Annotated in this window: 15 protein-coding genes; 9 read left to right on the top strand and 6 right to left on the bottom strand. The window is 65.0% G+C overall.

The window, feature by feature from the left end; genetic code table 11:
• Window positions 1–275 precede the first annotated feature (275 nt).
• From RFM98_RS09285 to RFM98_RS09270, 3 genes are all read left to right on the top strand, one after another.
• Complete coding sequence (locus RFM98_RS09285; RefSeq protein WP_430682275.1) at window positions 276–443, top strand: aldo/keto reductase; 168 nt, start codon at window positions 276–278, stop codon at window positions 441–443.
• Window positions 444–1150: 707 nt separating this feature from the next.
• Entirely contained in the window at window positions 1151–1981 is an 831-nt protein-coding gene (locus tag RFM98_RS09275; protein ID WP_320308572.1) for an aldo/keto reductase, read from the top strand.
• A 35-nt stretch (window positions 1982–2016) separates the two neighbouring features.
• Window positions 2017–2841 (top strand): LacI family DNA-binding transcriptional regulator, encoded by an 825-nt coding sequence (locus RFM98_RS09270; protein WP_320308571.1) that lies wholly within the window; start codon window positions 2017–2019, stop codon window positions 2839–2841.
• Here the strand turns inward: RFM98_RS09270 and RFM98_RS09265 are convergent.
• A complete protein-coding gene (locus RFM98_RS09265) occupies window positions 2831–4429 on the bottom strand; it encodes a bifunctional AfsR/SARP family transcriptional regulator/alpha/beta hydrolase (RefSeq protein WP_320308570.1) in 1599 nt (532 codons plus the stop codon). The two genes, RFM98_RS09270 and RFM98_RS09265, sit on opposite strands and share 11 nt — an antisense overlap.
• A 570-nt stretch (window positions 4430–4999) precedes the next feature.
• Window positions 5000–5299 carry a hypothetical protein gene (locus RFM98_RS09260; RefSeq protein WP_320308569.1) on the bottom strand — a complete coding sequence of 100 codons (300 nt, stop codon included), beginning with the start codon at window positions 5297–5299 and terminating at the stop codon, window positions 5000–5002.
• Between the two features lie 146 nt (window positions 5300–5445).
• On the opposite strand from RFM98_RS09260, the gene RFM98_RS09255 reads away from it, so the two are divergent.
• Both RFM98_RS09255 and RFM98_RS09250 read left to right on the top strand, forming a co-directional pair.
• Window positions 5446–6345, top strand: a complete 900-nt coding sequence (locus RFM98_RS09255; protein WP_320308568.1) for a VOC family protein — start codon at window positions 5446–5448, stop codon at window positions 6343–6345.
• 40 nt (window positions 6346–6385) lie between these two features.
• Entirely contained in the window at window positions 6386–6988 is a 603-nt protein-coding gene (locus RFM98_RS09250; RefSeq protein WP_320308567.1) for a sulfotransferase family protein, read from the top strand.
• Window positions 6989–7123: 135 nt separating this feature from the next.
• Here the strand turns inward: RFM98_RS09250 and RFM98_RS09245 are convergent, their stop codons facing one another.
• Window positions 7124–7909: a DUF2270 domain-containing protein gene (locus RFM98_RS09245; protein ID WP_320217388.1), complete on the bottom strand. Its 786-nt coding sequence runs from the start codon at window positions 7907–7909 to the stop codon at window positions 7124–7126.
• A gap of 123 nt (window positions 7910–8032) precedes the next feature.
• Window positions 8033–8239, bottom strand: a complete 207-nt coding sequence (locus tag RFM98_RS09240; RefSeq protein ID WP_027165858.1) for a hypothetical protein — start codon at window positions 8237–8239, stop codon at window positions 8033–8035.
• 341 nt (window positions 8240–8580) lie between these two features.
• Between RFM98_RS09240 and RFM98_RS09235 the strand changes: the two genes are divergently transcribed.
• A complete protein-coding gene (locus tag RFM98_RS09235; protein WP_430682283.1) occupies window positions 8581–10812 on the top strand; it encodes a cation:proton antiporter domain-containing protein in 2232 nt (743 codons plus the stop codon).
• 86 nt (window positions 10813–10898) lie between these two features.
• Window positions 10899–11108, top strand: coding sequence for a hypothetical protein (locus RFM98_RS09230; protein WP_320308565.1), 210 nt, complete (start codon window positions 10899–10901; stop codon window positions 11106–11108).
• Between the two features lie 172 nt (window positions 11109–11280).
• Here RFM98_RS09230 and RFM98_RS09225 read toward each other — a convergent pair whose 3' ends face one another.
• The gene (locus RFM98_RS09225; RefSeq protein WP_320308564.1) at window positions 11281–11916 is read right to left on the bottom strand and encodes an ankyrin repeat domain-containing protein; all 636 of its coding nucleotides are present in this window, start codon (window positions 11914–11916) and stop codon (window positions 11281–11283) included.
• 334 nt (window positions 11917–12250) lie between these two features.
• On the opposite strand from RFM98_RS09225, the gene RFM98_RS09220 reads away from it, so the two are divergent.
• Window positions 12251–12547 (top strand): DUF1330 domain-containing protein, encoded by a 297-nt coding sequence (locus RFM98_RS09220; RefSeq protein WP_320308563.1) that lies wholly within the window; start codon window positions 12251–12253, stop codon window positions 12545–12547.
• Between the two features lie 53 nt (window positions 12548–12600).
• On the opposite strand, the gene RFM98_RS09215 is transcribed toward RFM98_RS09220, so the two are convergent.
• Window positions 12601–13809, bottom strand: coding sequence for an MFS transporter (locus RFM98_RS09215; protein ID WP_320308562.1), 1209 nt, complete (start codon window positions 13807–13809; stop codon window positions 12601–12603).
• A gap of 279 nt (window positions 13810–14088) precedes the next feature.
• On the opposite strand from RFM98_RS09215, the gene RFM98_RS09210 reads away from it, so the two are divergent.
• Complete coding sequence (locus RFM98_RS09210; RefSeq protein ID WP_320308561.1) at window positions 14089–14508, top strand: VOC family protein; 420 nt, start codon at window positions 14089–14091, stop codon at window positions 14506–14508.
• The last annotated feature ends 8 nt before the right edge of the window (window positions 14509–14516 follow it).

Raw genomic sequence — 14516 nt, 5'->3', positions numbered from 1 at the left:
CGGGCAGCGCGCCGAAATAGCTCTCTAGGCTCGAAATGGCAGTCTCTCCTCAGTTCGACTGCCTGCCCAAAGAATCTCTTCCTAGCCCAACTTCAAGTCCCAAAAAGCCATATGCGATTCCCCTGCCCTCGTGGGGGAGATGTCCGGCAGGACAGAGGGGGCGAGCCTCTCGCGCTCGTCATTCTAGGGCGGAGCAAGGAGCGAAGCGACGCGCGCAGACCCTAGAATCCATGCCGTGACGCCAGCCGTAAGATGCGGCCGTCCAGAATGGCTCCTTGCAACACCGCCAGCTTGGCATCGAGGCCGGCTACCGGCTGATCGACACCGCCGAGGGTTATCGCAATGAGGAAGGCGTCGGCGACGCGATCCGAGCCGCCGGCGTGCCGCGGTCCGACTTGTTCATCACCTCCATGGCGCGCAGTGCGGACCGGTGTGCCTGCTAGTTGGGATCGCCCGACCTAGAGCTCCCGTGGGACCCGCCGCCATAGTTGTCGCCACCGGCATGATCGAAATTAAGGCCGCGAGGGCGAGGGTGGAAGAGCTTGCCTCCCCCTCCATTGCCCGGGGTTGATCCGCCAGAATTGCCCGGACGTGATCCGCCCGATTTGGCGATCGCCGCAGAGCTTAAGCTTGTCCCGAGCAGAAGTGTTATGGACGGCGGCGTCACCGCGGCGAAGCGACCAGCCTTCTTGAGAAAATCGCGGCGCGCCTCTACTTCTGAAACCAGACTGTCGGGCATCCGCTTCGAGCGCTTTGTGCTTTCGGTTTCCATGTTAATACACCGCACCTTTCAGAGAATTTACTTTAGTATTTTTCATATAGGGGAACGAGTTCTCCAAAAGGCTTAGGTTTCGGGTAAGAATTGGAGAGGATGCGGTCGATTCGGCATGCGAGATCTATAGTAGCGCGGGCGCGAGGCAGCGCGTACCTCCCGCCTTGGGAAGATGTTCGGCAGGACGGAGGGCCGTCCCGCCGGCGTCTCACGACCGGCACTTCAGGATCGTAGGTCTGACCCGTCCAGCACCGGCGCTGCGCGCCGATCCTCCTTCTCCCACAACGCAAGAGGCGGATTTCTCCGCCATCCTCTCGCATTGCGAAACGCGCAGCCTAGATAGGGCGGGGGCCAACCACCGTGCAGAAGGAACCACCTATGCCTGAACAGCTGACTTTGAACGACGGCTCAACCATTCCTCAGATCGGGCTCGGCGTGTGGCAGGTCGATCCCGATATCACGGCCAAGGTCGTTCGCTGGGGCATGGAGGCCGGCTACCGGCTGATCGACACCGCCGAGGGTTATCGCAATGAGGAAGGCGTCGGCGAGGCGATCCGAGCCGCCGGCGTGCCGCGGTCCGACCTGTTCATCACCTCCAAGCTGCGCAATGGCGGCCACCAGCGCGACGCCGCGCTCCGCGCCTTCGACGATACGATGCAGAAGCTCGGCATCGACCGGATCGACCTCTTTCTCATCCACTGGCCGGTGCCCAGCCAGAACAGATATGTCGAGGCCTGGAAGACGCTGGTCGAGCTCAAGCAAGCCGGCCGCATCAAGTCCGTCGGTGTCTCGAACTTCAACCAGGACCATCTTGAGCGCATCATCGGCGAGACCGGCGTGACGCCGGTCGTCAACCAGATCGAATTGCACCCGCGCTTCCAGCAGCGCGACAAGCGCGATTTCCACAAGCAGCACAACATCCACATTGAGAGCTGGAGCCCGCTGGGCAGCGGCCGGCTGCTCGCCGATCCGACTTTGGAGAAGATCGCCAGGAAGCACGGCAAGTCGGTGGCCCAGGTGATCATCCGCTGGCACCTGCAGGAGGGGCTGGTCGTCATCCCGAAGTCGATCCACCAGGATCGCATCGCCGGTAATTTCGACGTCTTCGATTTCGAGCTGGACGGCGAAGATATGCAGACCATTCGCGGCATGGATTCCGCCGACGGGCGTACCGGACCTGACCCGGCCACGGCGGCGTTTTTGTTCTGAGAACTAGGCTCCACCTTCTCCCCTTGTGGGAGAAGGTGGCCGCGAAGCGGCCGGATGAGGGGTGTTCCAGGGAACGCCAGCGTCTCACTCCGCTGGAACACCCCTCATCCGTCACGGCGCTGCGCGCCGATCCACCTTCTCCCGCAAGGGGAGAAGGGGTAGGCTCCGCTCCTTGCCCGCCGTCCAGGAGCCCGCCCATTCCAAAGCCCACCTTCCTCGAAGTCGCACGCCGCGCCGGCGTCGGTACGGCGACAGTCGAGCGCGTGCTGAACGGCAGGGGCGGGGTGCGTCCGCAGACGGTCGAGAAAGTGGTGGCGGCGGCGCACTCGCTCGATTATCCGCGCCGGCTTCCCGAGGCGCATCGCGGCGTCATCCGTATCGAGGTGATCCTGGTCAGGCCCGACACGACCTTCTTCGCCAGGCTCTCGCGCGCCTTTGAGCGCATCGCCGCGACGCTGGACCGCTCGATCGCAGTCCACCGCACTTTCCTCGACGAGGCGAACCCGGCGGCGATCGCAAAACGCATCCTCGAACCGGAGATGCGCCGCGCGGCCCTCATCCTCGCCGCGCCCGACCATCCGCTGGTGAGCGCGGCGCTCCGCAAGCTCGAGGGCGACAAAATCCCGACGGTGCAGATCGTCACCAAGATCTCCGGCACGGCAAGCACCTATGTCGGCATCGACAATTACGCCGCCGGCCGCATGGCCGGGCTGCTGATGGCGAAGATGCAGCGGCGGCCGGGCAAGGTGGTCGCGAATCTGCCACAGCCAGATCTATCGCGTGCATCGCGACCGCCAATCTCCCCCATGGGTGGGGAAATGAGTGGTTCTGTCGACGACATGCCAGCGCTCATCCGGTGAGCGCGGAGACGGTCTTTCGGGATGTCGATCCGGCGCAGGTGACAAAGCTTCGTATCTCGTCAACCAGGCGGTCGCAATCTTCGCCCCAGATCACGTGGTCCCTGCCGGCCAGCTCGACGTATCTGGCGCCCTGGATGCGCGTTGCCAAGTAACGTCCCTCCTCTGGACGTACCCAACGGTCGCCCGTCCTCTGCACGATCAGCGTCGGGACGCGGATCGCGGGCAGGATGTCGCGAACGTCGACTTCGGTACCCCAGCGCCAGAGCGCGATTGCATCGGCGGGCGAGGCCGAATTCCTGAGATAGGCGGCAAACCACTCGCGTTCGACCATGTTTTCGGTCAGGCTGGGCGCTGCGTTGCTCATGTCGGCGGGCTTGCCCCATTGCCTCTCGACTGCGGCCACGTCGTCGTCCACCTGCGCAACGGTTCTGGCCCAGGGATACTCTTTTGACCACGTGCCCTTGGCGTAGGCTCCGTTAAGCACCAGCGCGGACGTGCGCTCGGGATAGGTGGCGGCGAAAAGCATGCACATCGGCCCGCCCTCCGAGCTGCCGAACAGCACCGCTCGGCTGGAGCCGACCGCGTCCAGCACCGCACGCACATCCTCCATGCGCTCTTCCAGCGTCGGCAGGCCGACATTGCGGTCGGATAGACCGGTGCCGCGTTTGTCGAATCGGATCAGGCGCGAGAAGGTGCCGAGCCGCTTGAGCACATGCGCGAAGCGCGGCGAGCCCCAGGCAAGGTCGAGATTGGAGACCCAGCCCGGCACGTATATGAGGTCAATCGGCCCTTCGCCGGTCACCTGATAGGCGATGTTGGTTCCTGCCGATTTGACGTAGTGCGTGGGCGGTGGCATCGGCTCGCTGCCGGAAAGGCTCCCGCTGGCATTTGCCTCGGAACCGGCCGCCGGCTCGGAGACCGCGGCCGGACGCTTCGAGTGGGGCGATGAGCTCATCCGGCGTGCCCTTAGCGCCTCGTACAGTTGGCGCGTTTCCAGTTCTGCCGGAAGCCCGAGATCTCTCTCCAGCGCCTCACGGCAGAGCTCATACTGCTTAAGGGCAAGGTTGATCCGGCCCTGGGCGGCATAGGCCCTCATCAAGGCCCGGTGGATATCTTCGCGCAGAGGCTCCATGACGAGCAGTCGCGCAGCCGTGCGCGCGCAGGACGAGTGGTCGTTCGCTGCGCTGTAATGCGCCACCAGCCTGTCCAGTGCCGCAACCGCGATCGTCCTCAGGCGCTCACGCTCGACCCGCAGCCAGTCCTCGAACGGCTCCTCTTTCAGGCCGAGACCGTCGAGCAGGTCGCCTCGGTAGACGGCAAGCGCCTGCTCGAGGTCTTCGGGCGAAGAGCTTGCCGCCAACATCTCGAACCGGGCGACGTCGAAATCGAAATCGTCGAGGTGAAGGGCGACACCGGCGCCGTCTGTCAGAAATCGTCCGCTGCCGCAGTTGTGCATGGCCTTTCGGACGGCCGAAACGGCTTGCCGGAGGCTCATCCGGGCCTGAGTTTCGCCATTCAGGCTCCAGAGCAGGGCGGCCAGCTTCTCGCGCGACTGTGCCTGTCCGGCTTGCAGGGCGAGATAGGCCATCAGTGCCCGCGCCTTGCGGCTGAATGTTGGAGCCGTCGCGCCAGTACCGACGAGGTCAAACCCGCCCAGAAGATACAGATGAGGCCCTATCATTGAGTTCCGCCCCGGCCACGGTTACGGGCAATTCTTTCGCTTAGCCCCTGCTAATTCAACCGTTATCTGTCCCAAGCGGTCTTTTTCACGTTTCGATCACGCTGCTTTGTCCAGCTTCATCACGGTCGCGCCGGAGAGTTGGTCGGACCTGAAACGCGGGAGAACCTCAATGCTGCCCTTCAGCCCGACCGACTGGCCCTTCCGGCAAGATGACGGTTTCTACCGGCGCCAAGGCAACTCACCTGCAATCTTTCGTCACGACATCGCCCAGGCGCTCTACCTGGAGCGGCAGCTAGCTCAACGGCTTACCGCTGCTCCCAGGATCAGCCTACCAACGCTCGCGCGCCGGCCTCTTGCCTTGGTGGCGTCGGTCCGCGCAGCGCTTTCTCGCCGGTGTGCCGGGCGAGAATCCCCCTCGTCGCTTCGGCTTTGAAAGCCGTCCTTCCAATCGACGGCGGGCTTCAAGACTTATTCACCCTAAATCCCGTCTCCATCCACCAGCGGCACGTCATCCCCCTCCCAAGGGCTCGGCATCGAGCCGCGCCCTGCCGTCGGCAACGGCATCCAGCATCTGAGCTCCGGCTCGGCATATTCGACCACGCGGCCGGGCGAGGAGTCCGACGCCCGCCACCCTTCCTCGCCGAACTGGTCGGCGCGCGACCAGTAGGCCATGTCGACCTCGGCCGGTCCCTGCTCGGAGGAGCGCACCGTCACCAGGATGCGGCTGCCGTCCCGCGGCGCGCTCGCCATGTTGCGCCAGTGGTCGGTGTCGTCCATGCGAATTCCTCCTGCTCAAAGCAATTCCAGGAAAAGTCTGCAGCGATAGTCGCCGCGCTCCGCGGAGGGGTCAACCCGAACTTGCCGCGAGACACAAATATCATTCAGAGCTAATATATTCGCCGACCGCAATCGGACAGGCAACGATGGACGAAGGATTGCTGTCTCAAGCCACTCGTCTCGGGTCGGTCCATCTCAGGGTGACCGACATTCCGGCGGCCTTGACCGTCTGGCGCGGCACGCTCGGGCTGGCACTGGTCGGCGAGGACGCCGCTCAGGCGGAGCTCGGCGCCGGTGCCCGGGCGCTGATCGTGCTCCATGCCGGCGCGGAAGTCGCCCTGCCGCAGAAGTCGCGCGATCTCTTCCATGTCGCCATCCACGTTACGACCCGCCGCGACCTCGCGCACACGGCCGCCCGACTCAAGGCGTCGGGCTTGCGATACAGCGCCCAGGACCACCTTGTTTCGGAATCGCTCTACGTCTCCGACCTGTCCGGCAACGGCATCGAGATATGCTTCGACACGCCGGAGCGCTTCCTGCGGCGCGAAGTGTTGCCCGACGGCCGCGTGTCGCTGATCGCTGTCGACGGCAGCGCGCATTCCGGGCTGGAGCCGCTGGACGTCTCGGGTTTGCTGCGCGATCTCGGCAATTCGGGCCATGTCGAGCCGAGGATGGCGCGGGACGCCTTCATCGGCCACATCCATCTGCGCGCCCGTTCGCCCGAGACGCTGATGGAATTCTATCTCGGCGTGCTCGGCTTCCGGCCGCATATCCAGTCCCGGACCTTCGGCCTGTTCGACTGCGGCACCCAGCGCCGCGCGCATATGATCGCCTTCAACGTATGGGCGCGCGACGAGCTGCGCGAGCCGCCGCCGAATGCCGCCGGCCTCGACCATTTCACCGTCGAGCTTGGCTCGGCGGAGGAGCTTGCCGCCGTGGAGCGCAGGCTCGAAGCGGCTAATGTGCCGGCGAAAAAGGATGGCGGCGTGATTTCGACCGCCGATCCGGAAGGCAATAGCTTGCGGCTCCTGGTTCAGGGAGGTTGACCGCGGCCGCTTGACGAGGGCAAACGCAGAGGAGGGGAAAATGTCGCTCAGGGTGATCGGAACCGGCTTCGGCCGGACCGGCACGGATTCGATGCGCGAGGCGCTGACCATGCTTGGCTTCGGCCCTTGCCATCATATGTCGGAAGTGATGGCGCATGCGCAGCAGAAGCGGCTCTGGCGGGCGCTGGCCAAGGGCGCCGCGCCCGACTGGGACAGGCTTTTTGCCGGCTACAAATCCTGCGTCGACTGGCCGTCGGCGCATTACTGGCGCGAGCTGATCGAAACCTATCGACAGGCGCGCGTCATCCTCACCTGGCGCTCGCCCGAAAGCTGGTGGGAGAGTTTTCAGAAGACCGTCCTGCCGGCCATTGCCGACAGCAAGGACCAGGACGCGCTGGGCGTCGCCCTTGTCGCGCAGCAGGTCTTCGGCGGCCGCCCGCAGGATCGCGCGCATGCGATCGCCGTCTACGAGGCCAATGTCGAGGCGGTGCTGAACACCGTGCCGGCGGAGCGCCTTCTGGTCCACAAGCTCGGCGACGGCTGGGGGCCGCTTTGCGCCCATCTCGGCATTCCCGTGCCGGACGAGCCCTATCCCGCCCGCAACACCACGAAGGAGTTCCGGACGGCGCTGTCGTTGAACTGAAAGGCAGTAGGGGAGTAGGGGAGTAGGGGAGTAGGGGAATAGGGGAATAGGAGAGGGAAGTTGCCGCGTGCGAACGACCTGATATTCTTACTACTCCCCTACTCCCCTACTCCCCTACTCCCTTACTCACTCAAATCACACATGCACATCGCCGAAGGACAGCTCGCCGTCGTCGGCATGTATCAGGAACGCGGCGGCAAGCATCGCGAGGTAGCAGACCACGACGCCGCACACGACAACGACGCCCGGGATGGGCCCCAGCGTCGCCACCCGGAACGTATCGATCAGCGAGGCGCTGAAGCCGATGGGCGAACCTTCGCGCTGCAGGCTCGGCGTGGTGATCTTCAGGATCCAGGCAAGCATCAAGATCGTGTACATGAAGATGTAGTTGCGGCGTAGCCGACGGATCAGCGCCGCGCGCTGCGTGATCAGGAAACGCGGCGAGCGCAGGCCTTCGCCCAGGATCGCCAGCCAATTGGAAGCATAGTCGGGCTGCGGCGAGAAGACCTGCGCGAAATAGTAGCGCTCGAACTGGCGCACCCGGGCGCGGTAGACATCGAAGAAGCGGTAGCGCCGCGCCTCGATCCACAACAGCAGCGTGATCAGGAGCATGGCGAAGAGCAGCACGCCGTGATGCGCGCTCGGCGTCGACAGCGACACCGACAGCATCGCCGCCACCACGGTGATCGACCAGTTGCTGGTGCGGTCTAGCCGGTCGCGCCAGCCGGCCATGCGCGCGATCTCGGCGCGGTGGAAATGCGATAGCGTCGAGGTGAACTCGGAGGAACTGAGTTTCAGCGCCAGCGTGTCGGAAGCTCGCGGCGGCGCAGCCACCTCTGTTGATTTTGCCGGCGCAGCTGCCTCGGTAAATTTCGGCGCCCTAGCCGCGTCGGTGGATTTTGCGGCCTTCGTCTGGGACATTCTTTGCCATGCGCCTCCCGCCGTCACGGCCGGCCGCATTCTGACGTTAAGAACAGCCGGCCACACCCCGATCATCGTAACGTGCGGCCGGCCAGAATGTTCCCGCCTTTTCAGGCGGATAAGTCAGGAGGCAAGCGGTGGAAGACCGCCATTCGCGCGCCGCGGAAAGGGCAGCACCTCGGCCATCGGCCTGGCATGCTGGGCCGCCGCCACTGCATCGATCACAAGGTCGAGCGCCGCAAGCGCCGCGCGGCTCGTCTCATCGTCGCCACGCAGGTAATGGCACGCCCGGTCGAGGTGCAGGTGGGCGGCGGCAAAGTCGCTTTTCATTAGCTTCTCCTTGTTGCCCGCCACGGCGCGACCATCGCCGAGTCGCTTTACCGGGGAGCAAAGATGGGCGGTGGTATTTGAATCGAATTGTAGGAGCCTTTCCTCGCCCCCGCCAAAGGCGCGGGAGAGGTGTCCGCGAAGCGGACGGAGAGGGGGCTTTCGTAGGGCGGAAGTCTTCGTCTTCGAGACATTTTCACCGTCCGAACCGGCGTGCAACCGATCCTCGCGCCAAACCGTTATGCGGACGCAAGGAATGAGGGGTGCATAATTTGTCCAACATGCTCAATCGGCGCAGGTCGCTGTCGGTCTGGGTCGCGCTTGGAGCGGTGGCGCTGACCCTCATGCCTGCCGTCGCCTTCGCCGCCGGGAAAACCGGCATGTCCGGCGAAGGCATCTTCGTCGCCGAGCTGATCCTGCTTCTGGTCGTCGGTCGCGGCATCGGCGAGGTGCTGGAATCGCTCGGCCAACCGGCGGTGATGGGACAGCTGATCGGCGGTATCCTGCTCGGCCCTTCGCTGCTCGGCTGGGTTTGGCCGACGGCCGAGCGGCTGATCTTCGCCGGCGATCCGTCGCAAAAGTCGATGATCAACGCCATCGCCCAGCTCGGCGTTTTGATGTTGCTTCTGCTCACCGGCATGGAAACGGATCTGCGGCTGGTGCGCCGTGTCGGCCGCGCTTGTTTTTCCATCTCCGCCGCGGGCGTGGCCTTGCCCTTCATGCTTGGCTTCACCGCCGCCCAGTTCATGCCGGATTCGCTGCTTGCAGCAGGCAGCGAGCGTATTGTCGCCGGGCTGTTCCTTGGCACCGCGCTCTCCATCTCCTCGGTCAAGATCGTCGCCATGGTGGTGCGCGACATGAACTTCATGCGCCGCGACCTCGGCCAGATCATCGTCTCCTCGGCGATCATCGAGGACACGATCGGCTGGGTGATCATCGCCATCACCATCGGCATCGCCACCAGGGGGCGGATCGAGATCGGTGGCCTGGCCTTCACCATCCTCGGCGTTGCCGCCTTCATGGCGTTTTCCTTCACGCTTGGGCGCCGCATCGTCTTCGACGCCATCCGCTGGACCAACGACACCTTCCGCTCGGAATATGCGGTGGTCACCGTCATCCTCGCCATCATGGGCGCGATGGCTCTGATCACCGACCTGATCGGCGTCCACACCGTGCTCGGCGCTTTCGTCGCCGGCATATTGGTGGGCGAGTCGCCGATCCTGTCGCGCCACATCGAAGGACAGTTGCGAGGCATCATCACGGCCCTCTTCATGCCGGTGTTCTTCGGTGTCGCCGGCCTGTCGGCCGATCTCACCGTGCTGGTCGACCCTGAGCTCGCGCTGCTCACCGTCGCGCTGGTCGTCATCGCCAGCATCGGCAAGTTCGGTGGCGCCTTCATCGGCGCGGAAGTCGCCGGCATGAGCCGCGCCGAGGGCATTGCGGTCGGCTGCGGCATGAACGCGCGTGGTTCCACGGAGGTCATTGTCGCCTCGATAGGCCTGTCGATGGGCGTGCTCTCGCACAACCTCTTCACCATGATCCTCACCATGGCCGTCATCACCACCTTGGTCATGCCGCCGACATTGCGCTGGGCGCTGCGCCGCCTGCCGATCGGCGAGAACGAGAAGAAGCGCCTGGAGCGCGAGGAAATCGACCAGCGCGGCTTCGTCGCCAATCTGGAGCGGCTTCTGGTCGTGGTCGACGAGGGCGTCGTCGGCCGCTTCGCCGCCTATCTTGCCGGCGTCATCGGCGCCGGCAAGCCGACGACCGTGCTGCATTCCAGCGGCGAAACCGATGTCGAGCCGACCGAAGGCCTGCATCTGGAGGAAATCGAGAAGGGTGCGGAAGACAGCCGCGAGGCGGCGAAGAAGGGCGACGAGGCGCCGGTGCGAGAAGCGCCGGTCACCCGCCGCCAGCATGAGGAGCTTTCGGCCGACGCGGTCGCCAGGGAGGCGCGCAAGGGCTACGGCATGCTGCTCGTCGGCCTCGGCCGCGCGGTCACCTCCAAGGGCGGCTTCTCGCATCGGCTGAACGAAGTCGCCAGCGCCTTTGACGGGCCGCTCTGCCTCGTGGTGAAGCCGGCAGCCGCCGGCCGCCAGATGCCTCGGCTCGGCCCGGGATCGGGCAAGATACTGGTGCCGGTCAACGGCACCGCGGTTGCGCGTCGCGGCGCCGAGCTGGCTTTGGCCATCGCCGCCGTCACCGGCGCGCCGGTCAAGATGCTCTATGTCGCCAGGGTTGGCCGCGACGAGCCGCGCGACACCGTCTCGCATCGCCGCAGGGAAGCGGTGCTGAAGGACATCGTCGCGCTTGCCGATCGCTACGGCGTCGAGATCGAGACCGCCATCCGCTCGAGGGCCGCCGCCGCCGATGCCATTGCCCGCCAGGCCGGCAGGAGCGTGGCGTTGATCGTCATGGGCGTGGCGCGGCGCCAGGGCGACGAGCTCATCTTCGGCGAGACGACGACGTCTGTGTTGCGGCGCAGCCCATCCCCGGTGGTGCTGATCTCCGACGAGCGGCTCCGGCGCGACGATAACGACCGCGAGGCCGTGCGCACGGGGACGGGGGCCGGGTAGGCGACCCGGCTCCATGTGAAGTGTCTCACAGGTTGACGGTTGATTGTCCTGTATCCCGACTCCCGGCTGGCTCAAGAGATGCGCGAATGACGCATGGCGATCTGTCGTTCTATCTATTCACCGTCTTCAACGGCCTGCGCCTGGTCTCCTATCTGCCGCAGATCATTCGCGTGGCCCGCGACGAGAATGGCGCCTCGGCGATTTCCTACACCACCTGGCTGCTATGGACCGGCCCCAACGCCACCACCGGCCTTTATGCCGGCGTCAATCTCGATGACCCGATGCTGGCTGGCTGAACGCCCTCTGCTGCGCGCTGGTGATCGCGCTGACCGCCTGGAAGCGGCGGGCGACGGCGGTCGATACCGCGCCCTCGGACGGATCCGGTGAAACGGCAATGATGATGGACAACAACCTGTCGGCCTGAGGCCGGTCGGGATCGTGCGCGGCCGAATTGTCGCCGCCTTGCGCTCACTTGCCTTCGAAGAAAGCGTGGATCGCGGCGTCCAGTTTCTCGATGAGTTCGGCGTTGCGTGTGCTGCCGGCCCAGATCAGCGCATTGAGCCGCATGTCCTTGTTGAGGAAGTTCACCTTGCGGGACGCCAGCAGATACTGCGCCACCTCGTAGTGCCGTCCCTTGATGGCCTCGATCAGCGCGCTGTTGCGGCCTGTCTTGTCGGCCAGATTGACGTCCGCGCCACGCTCGACCAGCAACTTGACGACATCGAGATGCCCGGTCCTTGCCGCCTCGATCAGCGCCGTCCTGCCATAGTAATCGGCGCGGGCATCGATATCGATTTCGGGGTGTCTCACCAGTGTCTGGATGCAGTCGTAGTGCCCCTTGGCCGAGGCTAGGCTCAGGGGCGTGCTCTTCCACTTGTTCCTCGAATTGACGTCGATCGCCGGGTGCGCGACCAGGATTTCGAGCGCCGCCATGCGGGCATTGTGCGCGGCAAGGTGCAGCGCCGACCAGCCGCCTTCGTCGGTCTGGTTGATGTCCGCTCCGGCTGCAAGCTCGGAGCGCACTGCCGCGGCGTCGCCTTTCTCCGCCGCGACCAGCAGGTTGGACCACCCCCTGGCTTCTTCTGCTTCCAAGCCTGCGGTCACTGCAATGTCCCCGAACGATGGATCGCGCCGGCCTGGCCGGCATTTCACGTGCAGCGTCTTGGCGCAGAGTTTCATACTAGCCCCCATCCCGCAAATGGAATTCGTGGCTTCGGTCTGGCCTTGATATGAGTGAGCGCTAATATAAAGTAACTCCCTTCCGACGGCGTTTGGCGATCCGCCTATCGAGAACAAGGATTTGCAGCGGCGGGCAGCGACGCACGACGACGCCCGAGGATTTCGCGCCCGATGGGGATCGAGAAGCCGTTGGGGTTCTTCCTCGGCCATGGGGTCCGACCCTGATGATCCGGAAGACGATTGAGAAGGAGGACAAGAAATGGCCGCCTATCTGATTGCCGATGTCGATGTCACGGACTCCACCATGTTCGAAGAATACAGACGCGAGGTCCCGGCGACCGAAGCTCGCCATGGCGGGCGCTATCTCGCGCGCGGCGGCGCCACCCGGGTGCTGGAGGGCGATTGGGAGCCGCACCGCCTGGTCATCATCGAATTTCCCGACATGGCCGCGCTCACCGCCTGGTACGACTCGCCGGAGTATGAGCGGCTGAAGCAACTCCGCTTCCGCTGCGCCCACACGCGCATCATAGCCCTCGAAGGGGTGCCGGCGCCATAAGGGTGCGCAATCTCCCCCCGCAAAGGCCCGCAAGGGGAGATCGGCGGTGCTATCTACGCCGCCTGCAGCTTCTGCCGGCTCGGCTGCGGCGGGAAGGCGATGGCGATACCGGCGGCGCCGAGACCGATCAGCGCCGAGCCGATGAACAGCCAGTGATAGCTGGCATAGGCATCGTAGATCATGCCGCCGGCTAAAGGCCCGAACGACATGCCGAGGCTTGAGAGCATCGTGGCCGCGCCAAGGATGGTGCCGATGATGCGCAGGCCGAAATATTCGCGGGCCAGCACGGCGTAGAGCGGCATCACGCCGCCATAGGTGGCGCCGAAGATGATGGCCAGAAGGTAGAACTGCTCCAGATTGCCGACCGCGAGGTAGGCCGCGATCACCAGCCCCTGGATGGCGAGCCCGGTGACCAGCACCGGCTTGACGCCCAGCCGGTCGCCGAGCACGCCATAAAGCACGCGCCCGCCAAGGCCGGCGAGACCCTCGACGCTGTAGATCGACACGGCCGCCATCGGCGCGACGCCGCAGGACATGGCATAGCTCACCATGTGGAAGATCGGGCCCGAATGCGCAGCGCAGCAGGCGAAGAAGGTCAAGCCCAGCACGATGAATTGCGGCGAGCGCAGCGCCTGGCCGACACTCATGCCGGGATCGTCGGCGACGGGCGCCGGCGTGCCATCGGCGGCTGCGACCGCCGCCGGCGGCTGGCGCACCAGGAAGACGGCGGGCAGCAGAAGCACCCAGGCCATGATGCCGATATCGAACATGGCCGTGCGCCAGTCATAGGCCGTGATCAGCCAGCGGGCGAAGGGCGAGATGGTCATCGGCGCCACACCCATGCCGGCCGAGACCAGCGACACGGCAAGGCTGCGGTTGGTGTCGAACCAGGCGGTGGTGAGCGCGATCATCGGCGCGAAGAAGGCGCTGGCCGCCAGCCCGACGATGACGCCGTAGCTGAGCTGGAAGACCAGCAGCGACGTGGCGCGGCTGGCCACCACCAGCGACAGCCCAAGCAGCACCGCGCCCGCAAGCACCACGGGCCGGGCGCCGACCCGGTCGTAGACCGCGCCCCAGGCGAAGCCGCCGAGGCCCATCACCAGGAAGTTCAGGGTCATGGCGCTGGAAATGCCGGTGCGCGACCAGTTGGTGTCGAGCGACATCGGCTCCAGAAAGATCGCCAGCGAAAACATTGCGCCGAGCGCCACGCAGGTCATCAGCGCGCCCGCCGCGACGATGACCCAACGATAGGAATGGTTCATGGTTCTTCTCCCATGCCGTAAGGCATCCTGTTTGATGCGGCACGGTTTTTCCAGTCCACCGGGCCGTTTGCGTCCGAAGGACGCCGGGGCGGGAGCCGATCCTACAATCTGGTTGCATTTCTTATTCGGATTTTTTTTAGGGGGTCGGTCGTCGATTGCCTGAGAAGTCAGCACTCTACGCCAGCGTCTCCAACTGTCAGCAGCCTGCAAGACCCCGCATTGACCGGACTGTGCGCCCTTCTAGATTGAGCCGCAGCAACCAGGAGGAGGCGTCACCCCATGGAACTCTATCGCGGCCGGCTCATCGACCACATCCAGCTTGTGGTGCGGGACCTCCCGGCCAGCCGGCGCTTCTATGGCGCCATCTTCGAGGTGCTCGGCATCCCGATCGGCGGCGAGGCGGATGATTACTTCTGGGCCGACGAATTGTTCATCTCCAGCGTCGACAGCCGCGCGGCGCTAGGCGCGCTCACCGGACGCCACCATTTCGCCTTCCAGGCGAAGGACCGCGCCATGGTCGACGCCTTCTACCAGGCGGGGCTCGCCGCCAGCGGCAAGGACAATGGCGCGCCCGGTGAGCGCCGTTACCACCCCGGCTATTACGCCTGCTTCCTGCTCGATCCCGACGGCAACAACGTCGAGGCGGTGTTCCACGGCGAGGCCAGGCGAAGTGCCGCGGCGGTGGAGATCAGCTTCTAGGGAAAGCC

Origin of the sequence: Mesorhizobium australafricanum (assembly GCF_033977265.1) — a bacterium.
GTDB classification, from domain to species: Bacteria; Pseudomonadota; Alphaproteobacteria; order Rhizobiales; family Rhizobiaceae; genus Mesorhizobium; species Mesorhizobium australafricanum.
The sequence above is the reverse complement of the archived record's forward strand: the minus strand, read 5'-3'. Positions and strand labels throughout refer to the sequence as shown.

Coding starts and splice junctions, on each gene's coding strand:
- RFM98_RS09250 (WP_320308567.1), top strand. CDS start 6,386: ATGTCGCTCAGGGTGATCGGAACCGGCTTCGGCCGGACCGGCACGGAT.
- RFM98_RS09235 (WP_430682283.1), top strand. CDS start 8,581: ATGCCTGCCGTCGCCTTCGCCGCCGGGAAAACCGGCATGTCCGGCGAA.
- RFM98_RS09245 (WP_320217388.1), bottom strand. CDS start 7,909: ATGTCCCAGACGAAGGCCGCAAAATCCACCGACGCGGCTAGGGCGCCG.
- RFM98_RS09260 (WP_320308569.1), bottom strand. CDS start 5,299: ATGGACGACACCGACCACTGGCGCAACATGGCGAGCGCGCCGCGGGAC.
- RFM98_RS09240 (WP_027165858.1), bottom strand. CDS start 8,239: ATGAAAAGCGACTTTGCCGCCGCCCACCTGCACCTCGACCGGGCGTGC.
- RFM98_RS09255 (WP_320308568.1), top strand. CDS start 5,446: ATGGACGAAGGATTGCTGTCTCAAGCCACTCGTCTCGGGTCGGTCCAT.
- RFM98_RS09265 (WP_320308570.1), bottom strand. CDS start 4,429: ATGGCCTATCTCGCCCTGCAAGCCGGACAGGCACAGTCGCGCGAGAAG.
- RFM98_RS09215 (WP_320308562.1), bottom strand. CDS start 13,809: ATGAACCATTCCTATCGTTGGGTCATCGTCGCGGCGGGCGCGCTGATG.
- RFM98_RS09230 (WP_320308565.1), top strand. CDS start 10,899: ATGACGCATGGCGATCTGTCGTTCTATCTATTCACCGTCTTCAACGGC.
- RFM98_RS09275 (WP_320308572.1), top strand. CDS start 1,151: ATGCCTGAACAGCTGACTTTGAACGACGGCTCAACCATTCCTCAGATC.
- RFM98_RS09220 (WP_320308563.1), top strand. CDS start 12,251: ATGGCCGCCTATCTGATTGCCGATGTCGATGTCACGGACTCCACCATG.
- RFM98_RS09210 (WP_320308561.1), top strand. CDS start 14,089: ATGGAACTCTATCGCGGCCGGCTCATCGACCACATCCAGCTTGTGGTG.